This window comes from Ruegeria lacuscaerulensis, assembly GCF_013033355.1.
Classification (GTDB): domain Bacteria; phylum Pseudomonadota; class Alphaproteobacteria; order Rhodobacterales; family Rhodobacteraceae; genus Ruegeria; species Ruegeria lacuscaerulensis_A.
Genome location: NZ_WQDY01000015.1, coordinates 27,389 through 45,085 on the forward strand (window position 1 = coordinate 27,389; position 17,697 = coordinate 45,085).

13 protein-coding genes are annotated in these 17,697 nt (G+C 56.5%); 3 read left to right on the top strand and 10 right to left on the bottom strand.

Going from position 1 to position 17,697, the window contains the following annotated elements:
• The first annotated feature begins 3 nt into the window (after window positions 1–3).
• The 3 genes from GOW48_RS20195 (at window position 4) to GOW48_RS20205 (ending at window position 2,791) form a co-directional block, all read left to right on the top strand.
• The gene (locus GOW48_RS20195; RefSeq protein ID WP_234899550.1) at window positions 4–813 is read left to right on the top strand and encodes a sulfite exporter TauE/SafE family protein; all 810 of its coding nucleotides are present in this window, start codon (window positions 4–6) and stop codon (window positions 811–813) included.
• 2 nt (window positions 814–815) lie between these two features.
• Window positions 816–1,535, top strand: coding sequence for a FadR/GntR family transcriptional regulator (locus GOW48_RS20200; RefSeq protein WP_170755903.1), 720 nt, complete (start codon window positions 816–818; stop codon window positions 1,533–1,535).
• A gap of 119 nt (window positions 1,536–1,654) precedes the next feature.
• Window positions 1,655–2,791 carry an NADH:flavin oxidoreductase/NADH oxidase gene (locus GOW48_RS20205; protein ID WP_170755904.1) on the top strand — a complete coding sequence of 379 codons (1,137 nt, stop codon included), beginning with the start codon at window positions 1,655–1,657 and terminating at the stop codon, window positions 2,789–2,791.
• A gap of 105 nt (window positions 2,792–2,896) precedes the next feature.
• On the opposite strand, the gene GOW48_RS20210 is transcribed toward GOW48_RS20205, so the two are convergent.
• The 10 genes from GOW48_RS20210 to GOW48_RS20255 form a co-directional block, all read right to left on the bottom strand.
• Window positions 2,897–3,709 carry an IclR family transcriptional regulator gene (locus GOW48_RS20210; RefSeq protein ID WP_170356477.1) on the bottom strand — a complete coding sequence of 271 codons (813 nt, stop codon included), beginning with the start codon at window positions 3,707–3,709 and terminating at the stop codon, window positions 2,897–2,899.
• Between the two features lie 115 nt (window positions 3,710–3,824).
• Window positions 3,825–4,781, bottom strand: coding sequence for a substrate-binding domain-containing protein (locus tag GOW48_RS20215; protein ID WP_170755905.1), 957 nt, complete (start codon window positions 4,779–4,781; stop codon window positions 3,825–3,827).
• Window positions 4,782–4,866: 85 nt separating this feature from the next.
• Window positions 4,867–6,150: an ABC transporter permease gene (locus GOW48_RS20220; RefSeq protein WP_214648691.1), complete on the bottom strand. Its 1,284-nt coding sequence runs from the start codon at window positions 6,148–6,150 to the stop codon at window positions 4,867–4,869.
• Between the two features lie 40 nt (window positions 6,151–6,190).
• Window positions 6,191–7,741: a sugar ABC transporter ATP-binding protein gene (locus GOW48_RS20225; protein WP_170755906.1), complete on the bottom strand. Its 1,551-nt coding sequence runs from the start codon at window positions 7,739–7,741 to the stop codon at window positions 6,191–6,193.
• A 401-nt stretch (window positions 7,742–8,142) separates the two neighbouring features.
• Window positions 8,143–8,991 carry a carboxylating nicotinate-nucleotide diphosphorylase gene (gene nadC / locus GOW48_RS20230; RefSeq protein WP_170755907.1) on the bottom strand — a complete coding sequence of 283 codons (849 nt, stop codon included), beginning with the start codon at window positions 8,989–8,991 and terminating at the stop codon, window positions 8,143–8,145.
• Window positions 8,988–10,550, bottom strand: coding sequence for an L-aspartate oxidase (locus tag GOW48_RS20235; RefSeq protein ID WP_170755908.1), 1,563 nt, complete (start codon window positions 10,548–10,550; stop codon window positions 8,988–8,990). Before GOW48_RS20235 ends, nadC begins: the two co-directional genes overlap by 4 nt.
• Window positions 10,551–10,558: 8 nt before the next feature.
• Entirely contained in the window at window positions 10,559–11,611 is a 1,053-nt protein-coding gene (gene nadA / locus GOW48_RS20240; RefSeq protein ID WP_170755909.1) for a quinolinate synthase NadA, read from the bottom strand.
• 124 nt (window positions 11,612–11,735) lie between these two features.
• Complete coding sequence (locus GOW48_RS20245; RefSeq protein WP_170755910.1) at window positions 11,736–13,793, bottom strand: adenylate/guanylate cyclase domain-containing protein; 2,058 nt, start codon at window positions 13,791–13,793, stop codon at window positions 11,736–11,738.
• A gap of 219 nt (window positions 13,794–14,012) precedes the next feature.
• The gene (locus GOW48_RS20250; protein ID WP_170755911.1) at window positions 14,013–15,044 is read right to left on the bottom strand and encodes an NADP-dependent oxidoreductase; all 1,032 of its coding nucleotides are present in this window, start codon (window positions 15,042–15,044) and stop codon (window positions 14,013–14,015) included.
• Window positions 15,045–15,274: 230 nt separating this feature from the next.
• Window positions 15,275–17,683, bottom strand: coding sequence for a YbcC family protein (locus GOW48_RS20255; protein ID WP_170755912.1), 2,409 nt, complete (start codon window positions 17,681–17,683; stop codon window positions 15,275–15,277).
• Window positions 17,684–17,697: the final 14 nt, after the last annotated feature.

The following is a 17,697-nucleotide window of genomic DNA, read 5'->3' on the forward strand; positions in this document are numbered from 1 at the left end:
ACAATGGCAACACTGGTCGCAATTGCCGCAGCGGCCGGTGTGTTCGGCGGTATTTTGGCCGGGCTGTTGGGGGTTGGAGGCGGGATCGTCATCGTTCCTGCGCTGTACTTTGCGCTATCGCTGACAGGCAGTGATCCTGCGCTAACCATGCAGGTGGCGGTTGGTACATCGCTGGCCACCATTGTCTTCACTTCGCTGTCTTCAAGTTGGGGCCACTACAAACGCGGTGCGCTGGACATGGCGCTGCTGAAACGCTGGGCCCCCGCCATTTTGATCGGAGTGGTTATTGGTGGCTTGTTGGGTGGAGTGGTCAGTGGCTACATCCTTGTTGCTGTCTTTGCTACTGTGGCAGCGTTGGTTGCGTTGGACATGATCTTTCGCAAGCCCGGTGGAGATGGACCTCCGCGCAGCTTTTCACCACGCGTGTGGGCGGCTACGGGCGTTGCCGCAGGGGGGATATCGGCGATGATGGGCATTGGCGGCGGTACGGTCTGTGTCCCGGTATTGAATTTTTTGGGTTACGATATCCGTCGTGCCGTCGGTACGTCCGCCGCGATCGGATTTGTCATAGGTCTGCCCGGAGCTTTGATTTATGCGGGCACGGGCCTGGGGCAAACGGGATTGCCCCCTTTTTCCATCGGCTACGTCAATTTGATTGCCGCCGTGTTGATCATTCCGCTGACGACCAGCTTTGCGCATGTCGGAGTCCGCATTGCACACACCATTTCGCAACGTGCGTTACGGCTTGCTTTTGGTGCGTTCCTGATGCTTACGTCCCTGCGCATGTTTTATGACTTGATCGGAGCGTTCTGACCTTGGGGACCTGTCCAACAGACACAGAGCTGACCGCAGCATTGCGCGCAGGGATCGAATCCGGCGCGTTCCTAAAAAACGGAAAGCTGCTGCCCGAGCGAGCCTTGGCCGAGGCGCTGGCCGTAACGCGGGCCCGCATGCGACGTATTCTGGATCGGTTGGAGGAAGACGGTACCGTTTTTCGCAGGCACGGGCAGGGGACGTTTGTGTCGCCACCACCTGCTGTTGGAGCAAGCCCCTTCCGGGCTGTCGCGGCCAAGGTAATGCCGCGTGATGTCATGGAAGTCCGCTTGGAAATCGAACCTGCGCTGGCGGCGTTGGCAGCGCAACGCGCCTCGGTCAAAGAGCTGCGAACGCTGGAACAATTGATGCGCGCGACGTTGGATGCGGCGGATACGCAAGCCTATGGGGTTGCGGACGATGTGTTCCACTACAAGATCGCGGAACTTGCCCACAATCCGTTGTTTCTGACTGTATACGACTCGATCCGAGCGGTCAGGAAGCAAGCGGAATGGACACAGCAGCGGGAAACGCAATATTCACCGTCGACCCTTACCCGTTTGGGAGAACAACACGAGCAACTGTTCAGCAGCATTGCGTCACGCGACAGTCAGGCAGCAGCAGAAATCATGCAGTCGCATCTTTTGTCGGTTTCGAATGCCATGCTGCGAGAGAGAACATATGGGCAGACCCAAACCCTCTCCGATTTGGCTGAAGAGTGATTTCACGGTTTGAACCAGCATGTGATCTCATGGAGATGTGACTTCGCTGGTCCAAGATTCATTTAGGATGCGGGCAAGGCCGAAGCTATTATAATTTACGACCCGTTGGAGTGACATAAATGCCTTCACTTTTCAGCGCCTTTGAATTGCGAGGCGTGACGTTCAAAAACCGTGTTTCGGTTTCTCCGATGAGTCAGTACCGGGCGCAAGATGGTTTCGCAAACGATTGGCATCTTGTGCATCTGGGGCGGTTTGTGATGGGTGGTGCAGCGCTGGTTTATGCCGAGGCGACAGCGGTCACGCGCGATGGGCGCCGGACACCGGGCGATCTTGGGTTGTGGGACGACAGCCAAATCGCGCCCTTGGCAAGGATCGCTGATTTTATAACACGCGAAGGGTCAGTTCCGGGTATCCAACTTAGTCACGCAGGGCGAAAAGCGTCTGAGCGGCGACCTTGGCACGGTGAAACGCCGTTGGACGATGAAGACGCGGCAGTTCGCAGCGAACATGCGTGGCCAGCTATGGCGCCGTCTGCGTTGCCTTATGCAGAGGGATGGCCTACGCCGCGCGAAATGTCAGACGACGATATACAGGCCGTCATCTCAGCTTTTGGGGCAGCAGCCAAGCGGGCCAAAACTGCGGGTTTTAAAGTCATTGAGGTCTATGCCGCGCATGGCTTTCTGGTGCACCAGTTTCTGTCGCCGATCACCAACCAAAGGCAAGACAAGTGGGGTGGCAACACTGAGAACCGGGCACGTTTTGCGGTCGAGGTCGCGCGTGAAATCCGTCGGAACTGGCCGGAGGATCTGCCGCTTGCTTTTCGGTTATCTGCCAGTGATTGGATGGACAATGGGCTTACTCCGGAAGACACGGTGGACATCGCCATAGCGCTCAAGTCAGCTGGGGTAGACCTTATCGACTGCAGTTCGGGCGGGATCGGAGGTAAGGACCGGCCGCAACGTATGACCATCGAACACGGATTTCAGGTGCCGTTCGCAGCGCAGGTACGGTCAGAGGCCAACATTCCGACTATGGCAGTCGGTTTTATTTGGGATGCCGCTGCGTGCGACACGTTGATCGACCGCGGAGACGCGGACATGATCGCCCTCGCGCGCGAGTTGCTTGATGATCCGAACTGGCCCTTGCACGCGGCAAGCCAGCTTGGGCGGAACGCTGACCATACCTTGTGGCCGGTTGAGTCAGGATGGTGGTTGATGAAACGCGATCGTTTGCTGTCGAAACTCGGTCTGAGATAATTTGAATTTTCCGCTTTGGAACCCGCGAAACTTCCGTCCGCTGATGTTCCAGCGCTTGTTCTTGAGAAGCACGGACAAGGTTCAGTGAAGCCTCGAAAGGTTGCTTTAGATCATTTGATGCCAAGACGATCGGGGCAATGGCATTCGGGTCGCGATGCTTTCCTGCAGTTGTGCTGCCGTTGACCTCAGGGCGTCAACGACCATTTCTCTTCGGTTGTCGATCAGGGCCGTTGCGAAATGAGGAATGGTTAGGGCTGCGATGACCGCTTTGCCCGGAGCATGCCTCACCGGAGCCGAAATCTCGTTGATAGCCTGACTTTCAGGGCTGCTTAAAGAGACATAGTTCTGAACCTCGCACGCTGCGGCCAGATCAGCGAACTCGTTCAGGTGCTCCTCGCCATGGCCGGGTGAAAGTCTCTCCAGCAGTTCCAGCCGCGCTTTTTTTGTTTCCAGTTCTGACAGGAAGCAGACCCCGGCTGAGGTTGGGAAGATTGGGCTGTTATACCCGACCTGCACTGTCACACCGTAGTTTTGCGAAGACGAAACACTGTTGATAACGACAAGATCGCCGGAGCCGCTGGGCACCCAAAGGTGGTTGGACAGTTCGGTTTCTTCGGCAAGACGTTCCATATAGGGTTCGGCCAGTTCGGCGAGTTTGCTGTTATCCGTGCGATCTCCGCCCAACAGCGCCAGTTTACCGGTCAAGCGAAACAAATCGCCTTCCTGACGCTCAATATATCCGCGCTCTTCCAACACGATCATCATGCGGAAGATTTCGTTTTTTGAACGCCCAATTCCCTGCGCCAATTGTGACAGGGTGGGAAAGACATCCGAAAGCGACAAAAACTCTAGAATATCCAGCCCTTTTTCCAAGGCGGGAGCCGAGTATTTCTGAAGCTTGGTCTTTTCTTCGGACATCGGGTTTCCTTTTTATCGGTGCTTTCTCAAAAAAAGACCGCAGGGGCGCAAGCCCCTGCGTGTCCGGTCGACCATCCCGACAGGGAGGAGAAAGGGTGCCGACCTGAACAGTCTTTTATAGACCGTTCTTTTTCAGGACTTCACCAGCGTTCTCAGAGGTGATCGCTTCGGTGCCCATAACAACCGATTTCGGTACTTCTTCACCTTTCAAGTGCTTCAGTGCCTGACGCAGGCCTTCTGCACCGGGGGTCGGGTACAGGAAGGTGGCCGACAGTTCGCCGTTTGCAACCCAGGTCACGCCTTCGCCGGGCAGAGCGTCAACACCGATGAAGATGATGTCGTCCGCACGACCAGCATCTTTGGCGGCCAGATATGCGCCATAGGCCATGGGGTCGTTGTGACCATAAACCATTGAGATGTCTTCGTAGTTGCGCAGGGCGGTCGACATGATGTCATATGCCTGATCCTGCTTCCAGTCGCCCGACTGCTGATCCAGCAGGAAGGTTACGCCGTCTTCGCCTTCAAAGGCTTCGTGGAAACCGTTGGCACGGTCATGTGCGGCTTGCGTACCCAGACCACCCCAGATTTCAACGATGGTGCCTTTGGCGCTACCTGCACCGCCCAACTGCTCAACCGCGAATTTACCAGCTTCACGACCGATCAGTTCGTTGTCGCCGCCAACCCACTGAACGAATTTGTCGGTGTCGACGTTACGGTCCAGAACAAAGACGGGGATACCCGCGTCGGTTGCCTGCTCGACCACGCCGGTCAGGCCAGCGGATTCTTTCGGCGAGATCAGGATCGCGTCGACTTCCTGACGGATGAAGTTTTCAACGTCTGCAACCTGCTTTTCCGTGCGGTCGTTGGCGTCTGCGATGATCAGCTCGACATTGTCGTGCAGGTCCGCTTCGGCGCGCAGGTCTTTGTTGAACTGGACGCGCCAGGGTTCAACCGTCGTAACTTGCGAGAAACCTATCACATAGTTGTCAGCGGCCAGTACCATGGATGCCGAAAACGAGGTTACGAGCGCGGTGGCGGCCATCAGGCCCTTGCCAAATGTTCTTCTTTTCATAGTCTACTCCTTAGTCATGATGCGGGTTTCTCCAATGTTCCCGCGTTCTGATTGCTCTGACCTATTGTCCACCAAGACCTTCAGGTCAGAGCCTCCTCCCTCTGCCCAGGCGCTCTTTCGCCATGACAAAGATCTCTTCAAATCGCCCTTCCTGAAGCAGGACGGCGACCACGATGATGATGCCCTTCAGCACCAGCTGCGTGTTACTGTCGATGTTGTTCAATTGCAGGATATTGCTGAGGAAACCAAAGATCAGTACCCCAACGAACGTTCCCATGATTGCGCCGCGCCCACCCATCAGGCTGGTACCGCCGATGACAACGGCCGCAATTGCATCCAGTTCCAAGCCAAGACCCGCATCTGGTTTACCCTGACGGAACTGCGCCACATAGAGCACCCCGGCCAGCGCGGACAGACCACCCGCCAGCGCATAGGTGATGATCTTGTTGCGGCCCACATTGATGCCCGCCAGACGCGCGGCCTCTTCATTGCCACCGATGGCCATCAGATAGCTGCCGAAGGTGGTGAAGCGTGTGACGAGGAAGAATACCAGCAACACACCCAGAAAGAACAGGCCCGGTACAGGGACGACGCCCCACAACAGTTCACGCAGCACTTCAAAATTTTCGGTCGCATTCGACCCAGTATAGACCGGATACACGGCCGTATCCTGCCCGGCGATCACGCGGGCCAGACCCAGCGCGCCCACCATCATCGCCAGCGTCACAATAAAGGGCTGCAGACGGCCATATACGATCAGCGCGCCGTTCACCGTGCCCATCACGGCACCAATGCAGGGCACCACGATCAGCACTGCCAAAACGCCGAATTTAGGCATCACCTGACCGGCCAGCCAGACCATTACACCGATGGCAATGGCGGCGGCGACCAGACGGCTCAGCATCCGCGAGGGCGCGCTGTCTGTCGGGTTGTCCGAGCTGCGGCTCAGGTTGTTTTGCACGAAATAGATCAGCGCTGCGATACAGACGAATAGTACGATCCCCGTGGCCGGAACCCCGAAATAGCTGGCAGCCGTCCAGCCTTCCTGCGTCAGCAGCATTGCGCAGATCACGGTTCCCAGCGCCATGACCGAGCCCACGGACAAGTCGATTCCGGCAATAAAAATCACCATGGTCATGCCCACGGCGACAATCCCTGTAACCGAAACCTGACGTAGAATGTCGGTCAGGTTGCCCAACGACAGAAAGATGTTGTTGCCTTTGGACGACAACGGCGAGGTCAACGCCCCAAACAGGATCAGAGCGAACAGGCCCCAATATAGTTTGGTCTTGCCCAAAAGGCGCATTAACGTCGCCGCGCTGGGGCGTTCGGGTTTCACTGTCGGGCTATTGGGTTCCATAACGGTCATGTCTTTTCTCTGGTTGGGCCAGTTCTAACGGTGTGTGCAGTCAGCGGAACTGCATCGCCAGGGCCTTGATTGAATCAACGGTCATCTCATCGCGCGAAAGCTCACCGGCCAACTGGCCTTCACACAAAACGATCATGCGGTCGCAGACAGCGATGAATTCGGACAGTTCCGAGCTGGCAAACAGCACCGAGATGCCCTGATCCGCCAGTCGTCCAACCAGATCGTAGATTTCGTCTTTGGCACCGATATCGATGCCACGAGTGGGTTCGTCCAAAAGCAATACTTGCGGTTGCGTCGCAAGCCATTTGCCCAGCACGACCTTTTGCTGGTTACCGCCGCTGAGTTTGCCGACCGGATGTTCGGGCCCGGTTGCGGCGACCTTCAAGGTCTCAATCGCGGTCAGAGCCTGCTTGCGTTGTTCAGCTTCGGAAAACCTACCAAAACGCGATTGCAGCGGCATCAGCGGCAAAGCAACATTGGACGCAATCGAGCGGTCAAGGATCAAGCCGTTGCCTTTACGGTCTTCTGTGATCAAAGCCAGCCCGTTGCGCACCCCGTCCTGGGGTTTGATTGGTCTTAGTTTCTTGCCTTCAAGTGTGATTTCGCCCTGATAGCTGGCGCCACGCGCGCCGAACAGAGTTTCCAACAGTTCGGTCCGGCCTGCGCCCAACAGGCCGCCGACCCCAAGAACCTCTCCGCGCTTAAGCTCGAAGGATACATCATCCAGAACTTTGCGCTTGCCTTCCCAGGCGGACAGGTTTGCCACCTGCAGAACGGTTTCGTCGGTCGCCGGTGTATGGCGTTCGACCGGATTGATTTCAACCGTGCGTCCAACCATCATGTTGATCAGTTCGGCGGAAGTGGTTTCCGAGGCCAGCCGGGTCCCGATCAGATTGCCATCGCGCAGAACTGTAACGCGGTCAGAAATCTCGAACACTTCGTCCATCCGGTGCGAGATATAGACAACCGCAACACCCTGTAGCGCCAGATCGCGGACGACTTCCATGAGAATATCAGCTTCGGCTTGCGACAAAGCTGAGGTCGGCTCATCCATAATCAGAAGGCGCGCATTCATCAGCAGTGCACGGGCGATTTCTACCAACTGCTGCTCGCCAACACGCAAATCTTTGACCGGCGTGTCGATATCCAGAGTGAAGCCAAAGCGGGCCAACGCTTTGCTGGCCTTTTCCCGCAGCGCTTTGCGGTCGATGAACGTCCCAAATTTCCGGGGCTCGTGGCCCAGCAGAACATTTTCAGCCACGGTCATTTCCGGGATCAGGCTGAGTTCCTGATGCATGATGACGATACCATGCTTTTCAGCGTCCCTTGGCGCATCGAATTCCACGGTTTCGCCGTCGATCTGAAATGTCCCGAATGTCGGTTTTTGCACGCCGCTGATGATCTTCACCAGCGTACTTTTGCCCGCACCGTTTTCGCCCATCAGCGTGTGAATTTCACCACCGTCAATGACCAGGTCGACATCCCTTAGAACGGATACACCAGAAAACGACATACCGATGCCATTGAGGGAAACCGTAACCTGGCTTTCCGTTCCTTGTTGTGCGCGCAGAGCAGATTCTTGCTTCGCCATCACAACGCCTCCCTTCGTTGATCTTAACGATTTACCGCAAAACGGTTTTATATACGAAACCACGTAGGTCTACAGAGCGTCAAGAGGTATTTTTGAATTTGAATTTGAAGGTAGGATGAGGCGCAAATAAAGTGTTTAAAAATAACAGTTTATAAGACTCTCTGCGGACCCATCAGCTCTGCCATTTCCACGATTGCAGGTCGCTTGACCGACCGTTTTACATGCAAAACGGGTGGCGTGTTCGTTAAGAATCTTCCGTATTCCAAGCGTATTTGAGTCGGCGTGAATCGCCGTTTCGAACGGTTAATGACGGTCCCTTGATCCGGGGTCAGCGCGACGAATGTGGCTGACTTTGCGCGCGCCGAAAAACAATTTTTGGTAGCTTTGGGGCGTCGAACGGCTCAGAAGTCCAGCCCGATGTCAATCGATCGGTAAGAGTGCGTCAAAGCACCGGACGAGATGTAATCAACCCCTGTCGCGGCTACCGCCGCAACTGTAGCCTTGCTGATATTGCCCGATGCCTCGGTCACCAATCGGCCGTCCACCAACTTGACTGCCTTCGTCAGAACGTCTGGCGGCATGTTGTCAAGTAGCACGACGTCAGCACCGCCGACCTGGATCACCTCGGACAGTTGCTCCAGCGTATCGACCTCGATTTCGACTTTCATCATATGCGACGCGCGGGCTTTTGTTGCATCAAGCACAGCCCGCACACCGCCAGCGGCTGCGATATGATTGTCCTTGATCAGAATTGCATCCGATAGCGAGAAGCGATGGTTGAAACCGCCGCCGTGCAGCACGGCCTGCTTTTCCACCAGACGTAGCCCGGGTGTCGTTTTTCGCGTGCAGGTGATACGCGCCTTGGTGCCTTTGGTTTCAGCCACTAATTCCGAAGTGGCCGTTGCAACACCCATCATCCGCTGGGCGAAATTCAACGCCACGCGCTCTGCCGACAGGATTGAGGTGGCTCGGCCTTGGATTTTCATCAGTGTGTCGCCCTTGGCGCAGCTCTGGCCATCTTCGGTGTAGGTTGTGATGAGCAACGAGGGATCGACCAGACGGAACGCCAGCGCAGCCACTTGCATCCCTGAAACCACAGCATTTTCACGTGCCTCCAACCGTGCGGAATAGGTGACGTCCGCAGGGATCACTGTCTGAGTGGTGATATCGCCACAGGTACCCATATCTTCAGTCAGCGCGGACCGGACCAGAGGTTCCAGGATCATGTCTGGCAAAGCGGGGTGGGTCATGCTGCGTCCTTTGCTATGCGATCTCGCAAGTTGAGTGCCTGTGTCAGTGTCAGGCTGGATCGTTGACCGGGGCCACGATTTGGATCGGGGAAATCGGACCGGTAATGCGCGCCGCGACTTTCGCGGCGTTGCAGCGCGGCGGCGGCGATCAGGGTGGCCGTAGCGGTCATGTTGAGAAACTGGTCTGACCCAAAGTGCTGGGCCTCAAGCGCGGCAATTCCAGATAGGGCTTGGCTCAGGCCAGCTTCTTCCCTTACCACGCCGACATGTTCCGTCATTATGCGGCGCAACAGCATCAAATCGTGCTCATTGTCAGTTGTGCCGGGTGACAAACGGATTTCGACTTCGGGTGCGCTCTTCACGGTTATTTGGCCCGCAATGTCCCGGGCACAGGATCGGGCAAACACCAAAGCTTCAAGCAACCCGTTTGATGCCAACCGGTTGGCGCCATGTAACCCGGTGGACGCCGCCTCGCCACAGGCCCAGAGCCCGGCCAACGAACTTCGCCCAAACAAATCTGTTTCTACGCCGCCCATATGGTAATGCGCTGACGCGGTCACAGGGATGGGGTCCCGTGTTGGGTCAACGCCATGACGCATACAGGCGCGTGTTACACCGGGAAAAAAAATGCTGATATCGGCACCGATCGCGCCCCGCGTGTCCAGCGCTGGCCGCATGCCAGCTTTGGCTTGCAGATAAACGGCCCGCGCAACCGTATCTCTGGGGGCAAGCTCGGCATCGGGGTGGAAATCGGGCATGAACCGATGCCCGTTCTTGTCGACAAGAACGGCCCCCTCGCCGCGCAGTGCTTCGGTTGCCAACGGGGTGGGGTCAGAGTCTACGTCGATTGCGGTGGGATGGAACTGTACAAATTCTGAGTCCGCGATGCGCGCACCAGCACGGGCAGCCATACCAATCCCTTGCCCGCGAATGCGCGTTGGGTTGGTGGTTTGCGTATAAAGGCCCGAAGATCCACCCGTTGCCAAAAGATAAGCGGCCCCGCGCAGCAGCAGCTGCGCCGGGCCAGACCCAAGCGCACCTGTAAGGTAGACGCCTGTTACTTGCGCGCCGTCGCTTTCCAGCGCCACGGCCTGCGCGCCCTCGATAACCTGGATTGAAGGTGTCTCGCGCAGGGCTTTGATTAACGCGCGCATAATCTCGGCCCCGGCCTGATCACCTTTGACCCGCACAACCCGAGCAGTGGAGTGAGCGGCCTCACGCGACTGAACAAACTCGCCGCTTGCAGTACGGTCGAATCCAGTGCCAAGCGCAGAAAGGTCGAGGATATGCTCTGGCGCAGCTTGCGCCACAAACTCGGCCACTTCGCGTAAAACCGAGCCCGCACCCGCGCGCATCGTGTCGTCCGCATGGGCCTTTGGGCTGTCTGTCCGCGCCATGGCGGCTGCGATGCCACCCTGCGCCCAGGCTGAGCTTGCGCCAGAGCCCAGCGGTTCAGGCGAAATCATCACGACCGGGCAGGGCGCCAGCTTGAGAGCCGCATACACGGCGGCCAAACCAGCGCCAATGATAACCACTCGCGATGTTTCGATGGTTTGCATCTGCTGTGTCAAATGCCCAACTGGCGCGACAGGTCGATCATACGCTGAACTGAAAGACGTGCCTTTTCGGCGACCTGGACGTCAACCTCGACTTGACCGGTCATTGTGTCCAGCGCGAACAGCACTTTTTCCAGCGTGATTTTCTTCATGTAGGGGCACATGTTGCATGGGCCGACAAATTCGACTTCGGGCAGTTCGTCCGCGATGTTGGACGCCATCGAACATTCGGTGATCAGCAGCGCTTTCTCTGGTTTTTCGTCCGTGACATATTTGATGATGCCGCTGGTTGAACCCGAGAAATCGGCCTCGGCCACCACGTCCGGCGGGCATTCGGGATGCGCGATCAAGCGGGTTCCGGGGTTCCATTCGCGAAAGTCGCGCAGGTCACTGGCCGAATATTGCTCGTGAACGATGCACGAGCCCTCCCACCACACGACGTTTTTCTGCGGAACTTCGCGTGCCACGTTCTGCGCCAGATACTGGTCGGGCGTCATGATGACGGTCTCACTGTCCTGTGCTGCCACGATTTGTGCCGCATTCGACGAGGTGCAACAGATGTCTGAGGCTGCCTTTACCTCGGCTGTTGTGTTCACATAGGACACAACCGGTGCACCGGGATATCGGCGGCGCATTTCCGCGATGCCTTCGGCGGTGATCGATTCCGCCAAAGAGCAGCCTGCCTCCATATCCGGCATCAGAACCGTTTTTTCGGGGCTGAGAATTTTGGACGTTTCGGCCATGAAATGAACGCCGCATTGAACGATCACCTCGGCCTCGACCTCGGTGGCCTTGATCGCCAGTTGAAGGCTGTCACCGCCGAAATCGGAAATACCGTGGTAGATCTCGGGCGTCATGTAGTTGTGTCCCAAGATGACCGCGTTGCGGTTTACCTTGAGTTCATTGATCGCCTTTACATATGGCGCATAAATCGCCCAATCCGCCGGTGAGACCACACGCGACATGCGGTCGTATATATCGCTCATGCTTGCGGCAAGCTCGGGCGACGGGGTCAGGTCATATTTTTCTGAGAGATGCGCGCGCTGCGCGGGTAGGTCGAACACGGGGCTGTTTTTCTGTCTTACAATCTTTTGGCGCTCTGACTATCGGATTTCGTTTATTTTGAACACCAGTCAATAAAGGAAAATGTGCTGTTTTTTGCAGCTTCTGTAGAACCAGCTGACTTATTTAGGATTTTTCAGTGATGGTTACGGGCTTCCATCCCTCAGCGGGTGGGCTTGCCAGAAGTTCTCGCATTTTGTCGGCCATCGCGAGCGAGGCAAGGTCCCCGCCACGGATTTGGTCAGCGGTTTCAAATTCTGACAGGGCATTTTCGAATTGCCCGGCGCGATAAAGCGTTAGGCCGCGTTCATATGCCTCGATCCAATCGCGTGAGGGGTTGTATCCTTCGGTCATTGCAATCAGTTCATAAACCACAAGCTCTTCGCTGCGGCCGAACACCGTGAGCGTATCCAATTCGCGCACAATTACAGAATCGCCGGCTTCGCGTCGGGTCTCTGGGCCGATCAGGATAAGGGTGCCGTAGACTTTGTTCGCGCCTTCCAGTCGGCTTGCGACATTCACCACATCGCCGATCGCCGTATAGTTCAGGCGCTGTTCGGATCCTATGTTCCCCACAAGCGCCTCGCCGCTGTTCACCCCGATCCGTAGCCGCAGAGGAATACCCTGACTGTCCTTGATGCCTGCCGCGTCGACAGTTTTGACAAGATCCAGCGCCGCACGACAGGCGTTTTCCGCGTGGTTTTTATCCTGACGTGGTGCCCCCCAAAAGGCCATCACTGCATCACCCATGAACTTGTCGATAGTGCCGTCATGCCTTGCAATCGCGGCCGAAGCGGCGGTGAAGAACGGTTCCATCAACTGAACAATTCCTGGGCCCAGTTTCTCGGACAGTCCGGTAAAGCCAGTCACATCGCAAAACAAAACCGAGATTTGCTTCATATCACCGCCCGGCTGCGTTTTGATGCCTTCGGCAACCAGCATGCGAACCAAATCGGTTGGTACATATTTTCGGAACGCTGACAGACCCGCAGCCATACTGGCCGTTGCCGCAGACAGGTTGGCCAGTTCTGACAGCTTTGAGGGCCTGCGTGAAAAACGCTCAACATCGAAACGTTCGATCTTGTTAAGGTCTTCGGCGATCCGCGCCAAAGGGTTCGCCACAACCCTACGGACCAGCCAGATGGCTAACCCGGTGGCGAAAACGACTACCCCAATCAGAATATAAAGAAGGTTGATCAGAGTTTTGTCGATCCCAGACAGGAATGCGGATTCCGGTATTACGGTAGCAACGCGCCAGCCATAAAATCCCAACGAGGTCAGGGCAACTGCATAGGGAACGCCGTCTATTACAACCCGGGTCGTTGCCCCGCCGGCAGGATTTTTGGCAGGGTCACCCAAAAGCCGTTCGCCCGATATCATGGCGGCCTCGTACAACTCGCCTTCGCCCATTCGGGCGGGTGTCGTTTCATCCGCCATGGCGTCGGGAACGGCGATCACCTTGCCATCAGCATCCAGAATATAGGCTGCTCCGAACTCGCCCGGATGTAAGGTCGCAAGGAACCGCGACAAACGGTCGGTTTCGATTGCGACCGCTAGAACACCCTGTCGCCCGCGGTTGACGTCAATGGGACCGGCATAAGCATAGACCGTTTTTTCACTTCCTGGCAGATCCCGCGCTTCGATCCATCCCGATGAGTTCAGGCTCATAAAGTTATTGAACCAGGCGTGGTCGCGTGGATCATATTCTGTTTCCCGGAATTTTCGCTCTTCGAACTGGATGTCACCTGGAATGAAAATGTATTGGTCGGTTCGCAACTGCCGATCACGGATGTTCCTATCGATTTCGACCATCTCAAGACCGCCATCCCCAAGGCGGTGCGAGGCGAAGAAATTGCCGTCGGGCCAGCCGAAGAATATCCACGAGATATTGGGCTGCGCTTGTAGTTGCGACAGGAATACGAATTCTCGCTTGTCTGCCTGGCGCGTGGCGATGACATTCTGCACGAAAATGGTGCGCACTGCGGCCCAGGCCGCTTCGGCCGAGCTGAGCGTCGCGCCGACCTCGATCCGGACGGTATTGGCGATCTGAGTGTTGATTTCAGCAGCCAGCATACGGCTGTTGTCCCGTGCCGTTGTCCACCAAAGCGTATGAACAATAAAAGTTGACACGCCAATGGACAGGGCGACCAGGATAGATACAGCGATGCCTACACTTATCCGCATCACATCTCCACAATAATGACCGGTAAATCAGTATTGGATTGAGAATTTGCCAAGCGCAAAGGTTGCTTTGCTAAACGCCCGAAAATTCACGCATCTGTTAGGTTGATGCCATATCGACTGGCGGAAACGTGAGCGGCCAAAACAGCGATCGGCCGACAATTCGCCGAATGTTTACTGGCGTTGCGCATCAAAGGCGCAACGCCTGCTTTCGAATGCCAATCAGCCGACTTTCACGACCATTTTGCCGAAATTACCCCCAGCGAGTAGTTGATTGAAGGCCTCTGGCGCGTTTTCCAGCCCATCCACTACGTGTTCTTTGTACGATACCGAGCCGTCGTTAAGCCAGCCTGTCATGTCTCGTACAAATTCCTGATAAACCTCGGGGCCGAAATTGTCGAAAATGATGAACCCCTGCATTTTGACTTTCATCCGCAGCAAGGTGCCCAAGATCGCAGGGCCCATATCCGGCCCTTCCGGCAAACCGGGCAGGTTGTACCAGGCTACGATTCCGCAGACAGGGACCCGCGCAAACGGGTTTAGCAACGGCAGAACTGCATAAAGCACCTTACCGCCAACATTCTCGAAATAGACGTCGATGCCATCTGGGCATGCATCGCGCAGTTGAGCAGCCAGATCGTCGGATCTGTGGTCTATACAGGCGTCAAAGCCAAGGTTCTGGACAACATGCGCACATTTTTCCGGCCCGCCTGCGATGCCGACGACGCGACATCCTTTAAGCTTGGCGATCTGTCCCACAGTTGCCCCGACCGGTCCCGCAGCCGCTGCAACAACGACGGTCTCACCGGGCTTGGGCTCGCCAATTTTCAACAAACCCGCATAGGCCGTGTAGCCGGGCATTCCCAAAATACCCAAAGCCCAGGATGGATTGTCTGGTGTTTTGCCCAGATTGACCACCTGTTCTCCGTTCGATATCGCGTAGTCCTGCCAGCCGCTCATATTCAAGACATAGTCACCGGCCTCGTACCCATCCAGGTTCGACTCGATCACTTGAGCCACAACCTGAGCGGTCATGACGCCGCCAATTTCGACAGGCTCGGCATAGGATTTTGCGTCGTTCATGCGGCCGCGCATGTAGGGGTCGAGCGACATAAAGACCGTTCGCACTAGCATCTCATCAGCGCCCGGTGACGGGATATCTGTGGTTTCAAGCCGAAGCGTGTTTTCGTCGGGCTGACCAACAGGGCGTTCAGCAAGAACGATACGACGGTTGGTATCGGATGTTTGGGGCATTGGAACCTCTTGCAAATATTTACCCGCACCAGAAACCTTAAGCGAGCAAGGTGCAAGGGAAACAATGCAGGTAAAAGGGGAAACCGGCAGAGACTGGCCAAGAATATTCTGGATATTTAGCCTCTTTGCCCTCGCAGTCTTGTTTCAAGCCAGGCAAGATAGATAGGCTGGCTAAGTCCAATTTCAAATGGACCTAACCGCCAAAATTACTGTGTCTTGCTGCTCTGTTCTTATTCTGCTGCAATTGCGCCTGAGGTGTCTGGAATTTCGCGGATTGGGGACCACTCAAGGTCGCCGTCGTATCTCCAAGCCAGTTGTCCGCTGTCATCCATGGCGATCAGGTGAAGCCACCCATTGTCAAAAAGCGCTTTGACGTCAGGGTGACGTGCCAAGATGTTTGACATCGCCTCGCGCGGGGCTTCGATGACCACCGTCAAGCGCAGAGGATCATGCTGGAATCCGTTGCCATCATGCACGGACTGCCATGGCAAGCCCGGCCTGGGGGCGCCGTTATTGCCTTCCAGCACGCCTATCCCGCCAACCACATTGTGCAGAAGCTTGTTGCCTCCTCCGAACAAGTCGGGCGCAACGGTCGAACCGTAATATTGCAAGCTGATCCAGCTGGCCACGACAACCGGAGCAGTCATGATCAATTCAAGGACGCCAAACCCATCATCCTGTCGCCAGTTGTAGTTGTGCAGAAATGCCCGCCCGGACAAGTCCGCGCCATTGGTCCGGTCACGTGGAGCGGCGACAAACGCACGACACCCGGCAAGACCCCATTCGGGCCGTGTTTCAGCCCAATCACGTGCACGATGCAGAACTGCTGCAGACTCGTTTGCACGCGGCAGGCGTTGCGCGCGTTCTGCGCGGGACAGATCCCCTGCGGCATCCAACCAGGTTTTGAGCTGCGCAATCTCTGCCGCTGCGGTGCCTGATGGTAAATCCTGTTCGAACAAAGTGACCATATCAGTCGTCGTGTGATGCAACGCAGGTAAGAACATGGTGTCTTCGGGTATATCTATCCCTTGAGCCTGAAGACCGCTTCGAATGTCTGGATCATTCAACAGCCCAGCCAAAAGGCGAGCGTTCACATCTCCGGCGTAGCCACCACAGGCCCCACATTGCAATGCGCTTTCATGGGGGTTGTTTGTGACGTCGGCCCCGTGGCCCGCCAACATGACAATTCGTGCGAAGTTATGGGTCAGCGACATCGCCGACAAAACAGACTTGGCCATACCGACCCGCGTTTCAAAGCTTAGGTAAGGGTCCAGTTTTGGCGCCGGTTCTGGTTTGGCCTTGTCACGCAGACCAAGCGAATCCCGCACAATTTTACCGGCATAAACCGGGCCGGTGGCCTCGACAAAGGCAAAGGACGACACGGCGGCCAGCTTGAACCGGCCCCATGCGCGTTTAGCCCGCGCCGTGTAGCGGCGGTTCAGGTCCGCTTTGACAGGTTCAACAGCTTCCGAGGTTGCCCCGGCTTTCAATAGAACCGGACCCCTGAACTCGGTCACGTCCGACCCTGCGGCCTTGTGTGCGCTGGCCAAACCGAAGAACCCGGCAAAGCCGATGGTTTCGATTTTGGCATCCTGCGCTTCGAGCGCCCTGCGGAAAACCTCAGAGCGGACGTCGATGCAGAACGCTGCCTGTATGTCAGGGCGTCCATTGGAGGCGACGGGTTCGCTTTTTTTCAGTTTAATAGCCAAAGCGCGTTGTTGTGCGCGTTCAGCTGCATCCTGCAGGACAGCGTTGATAACCTCGGACTTGGACGGCGTGACGGGTGTGCGGTGCTTGGCTACGACCTCGGCCCAACGGGCGGCGATTTGGTCTTGGTAGAGGTCATATAGCGCCTCATCAAACACCATGCGAACGGCCAGCAACTCGGCCACAGTGCTGTCCGGGCGTCCGTCCAATTCGGCCTGCCACAAATGATACCGGCCGTACTGCGCCCAACCTCCCAAGGTTATCAACCAGCGATGGAACGTCGTTTTGGCGGCCTCAGTGTCGACGCCCAACCGCTCGGACGCCCGTCCTATGGCGCGCCAATGCGACCTGTTGGTTCGAGTGACAAAGGCGCAAAAGCCTTTCACACCGTGGATTTCAGGCGTCAGGTCACGCGTGGCGAATTCCCGCCACGACTGGAATACGCCGCCTGTATCGGCTTGCTGCCAGAGCGCCTGACCCTGATCAAAATGACCCGCAGCCCAGGCGCCGATGCGATCCTCGATCAAGCCAGGCCAATCAATACCAGAAACATCGGCAGCAAGTTCGGCGACGGTTGCCAGTGGCTGCGGCGTGTCCTGAGGTGTGTCTAATGCGTCCAGTATGTCTTGCAGGCTTGGTGCGTTAAATTGCCCTTCAACCGCCGACACAGCGGCGCGCACATCTTCTTGCGAGATTTCGTCGCTCTCAAATTTGGCTTTCCAGTATTCGCGAGCAGGGGTGATCCGTGTTCCGGCAACCCGTGCAAGGCGTGCCGCGGTGACAGAAAGTGGCTCATCAATCTGGCCAAGAAAGGGGTTCACCGCAACGCTAGAGGAAAGCGGGAACAGGGGCGGGATCGCTTTGGAGGCGTCGTTGGCCTCGGTCACAAGTTCCAACAAAGGGGCGGGGTAGGTTTCAAGTTTCGCAAACATGAGGAACGTTCCTT